2 protein-coding genes are annotated in these 2,450 nt (G+C 31.8%); one reads left to right on the forward strand and one right to left on the reverse strand.

Translation table 11 applies throughout. The features are described from left to right. The coding region (locus AC34EU_RS07790; RefSeq protein ID WP_489696163.1) for a hypothetical protein at positions 1–659 on the forward strand (659 nt) is incomplete at its 5' end. Positions 660–689: 30 nt separating this feature from the next. Here the strand turns inward: AC34EU_RS07790 and AC34EU_RS07795 are convergent. Further along, positions 690–2,207 carry a M20/M25/M40 family metallo-hydrolase gene (locus AC34EU_RS07795; RefSeq protein ID WP_489696164.1) on the reverse strand — a complete coding sequence of 506 codons (1,518 nt, stop codon included), beginning with the start codon at positions 2,205–2,207 and terminating at the stop codon, positions 690–692. Positions 2,208–2,450: the final 243 nt, after the last annotated feature.

Here is a 2,450-nt window from a genome sequence, read left to right on the forward strand (position 1 = left end):
ATTTATTATATTTAATGATGTTCGATTTTTTCAAATATTGTGATTTAAATTATACTGAATATTGGCTTGTTACACGTCTTTACATTGCTGCATTTATTCCAATAGTTTTGTCAATATATTACATAATTAAAAGCAAGGTCTCATCTAGAGTTACACTGACTTTAATTAGTGCTTTTTTAATAGTCTCTCTTGGTTGGGAAATATGGCTTACTTATGGATTAGGAGGAGGACTTTCGGTTGATGAAAGAAGAAGTACTGCTCTAAATTGCGCGATACCAATTAACATAAATTGGTTATTAAACTCATTAGCAGATGTGCTGATCGTTTGGATAGGATTGTTTTTAGTAAAATTTTTATATAGAAATAAAAAATCACCTTTTTTAAAATGGAACTGGGGAGCTTTTACAATTTTTCTTTTGTGGTTTGTTATTCAAAATATTTATATTGAAGCATTCTTTTATAATCTTCAATTAGGCTCTAATGGTGATCTCTCATGGGCTCCATTGCATCCACTAGGATCTTCGTTCAATCCTACTCTTTTTAAAATAGCCGGAAGACCAATTACATTACAAGCGCAATCAAGTTGGGTGTTAATGACTCCAATAATTTATTTGATATCTATTTACTTTAGTAGAAAAGAATTAAAAAATTTATTCTAAATAAGTGCCCCTACTAGCAATACAGATAAATCATTCCATGGTCAATAATAACGCCATTAAATTAATTCCATACCATAAATTTCCTAATCTTAGATTTTCATTTGCAGCATGTTGGTTATTATCGTGATTGACCATATTCACTGATATTCCAGGCTTATCTAAAACCTCCCAAATAATTTGATAAATTCTATTTGACCCTCCCGAACTTGAAAGCAATACAATATTAGGGTTTATATGTTTTTTTACTGCTTCGATTATTGGTCTGACAGTCGGATCATCCATATTAATTTTTCCAGCAGGAAACCCATTAGGGTTTCGTTTAACTTTTACAATTTTTGGGTAGGTATTTCTAGTTTTTTCATCTGGGTCTTTATAGGTTATATGCCAACCCTGACTTTTAATATGCTTCTCAACTAGATCAATCATTTTTTCAGGATCATTTCCTTTAACTAATCTCATCCCTAGAGTTGCAGTGGCTATTGACGGAATTACATTTCTAGATTTTTCACCAACGTTTCCACTTGAAAGACCTCTTATTGTTAGGCTTGGCATTAAAACTCTTTCAAATAGATTTTGATTATTTCCCTCAGTAAATGATAACCCCAATTCTCTTTTAAGGTGCTCATCAATGTTAGGTATATTATTAATCTGTTCCCTTTCATATTCTGAAATAGGTATAACTGAATCATAAAATCCATCTATTAAAACAGTTCCATCTTCAGATTTCATGCTTGTTAGAAGTCTTGCAATCATTTGACCTGGAACAGGTGCCCAATTACCATAGTGTCCACTATGCAATGAAGCATTTGCTCCAAAAACTGTTAATTCTAAACTTGTGACTCCCCTACCCCCAAATTTAAACTGTGGTTGTCCCGTTTGGAAAATTGCACCGTCATTTAATAGCCATACATCAATATCATCAAATAATTCAGAATATTTTTCAAGATACTTCATGACATTTGGAGAGCTAGACTCTTCCTCTCCATCAAAAAATAATTTTATGTTTGAAGAAAAAGGTATGTCTGAGTTATTTAAAGCATCAATTGCAGACCATAATGTTAGAAATGGTGCTTTATCATCACTAGCAGATCGTGCATAAACTCTCCATTCTTTACCTATTTTTTCTCCTGATTTTGGAAAATCAATTTTTTTCCCACCTTTATTCATTGCATTATCATATAGAGTTGGGTTAAAAGGCTCATGTTTCCATGCTTCAGGATCTACAGGCTGACCATCATAGTGAATGTAAAAACAATACGTTCTTTTAGCCCCTGGAACTTTTCTCTCTCCATAAACAATTGGCGGGGCATCAGGTAATTTTAATAATTGCATTTCAAAGCCGCGCTTTGAAAAACCATTTTTTAAAAACTCTGCATTTTTATTAATATCAATAATATTTGATGCATGGTTAGGTAATTTTAAAAATTGCGCATATTCATGAATCATATCTGCTCCATTTTCTTCGATCCATTGTGTTGAAGCATTAATAGCTTTATTTTGACTAAAAAGAGTGATTGGCAGGATTAAAAAAAGAAGAAGTTTTTTCATTGTGTCGGTTTATCTTAAATGTAAGCAAATTTAAAATGACTGAATTAATGAAAATGATAGACCTATAGTTAGGTTGATCAGAATAGCAATAACCTTTGACACCATTAATGCTTATGTAAACCTGAGTGTCTTCTCCATAAACAAACAGTTGAAGAGCTCCACTAGAATTAAAATACTTAATCATAAAGATCTAACAACAACGCAAAGATATTTAGCTAAACTATTAGGTAATGATTACTTTGA

It is taken from the genome of Candidatus Marivariicella framensis (genome assembly GCF_982709265.1).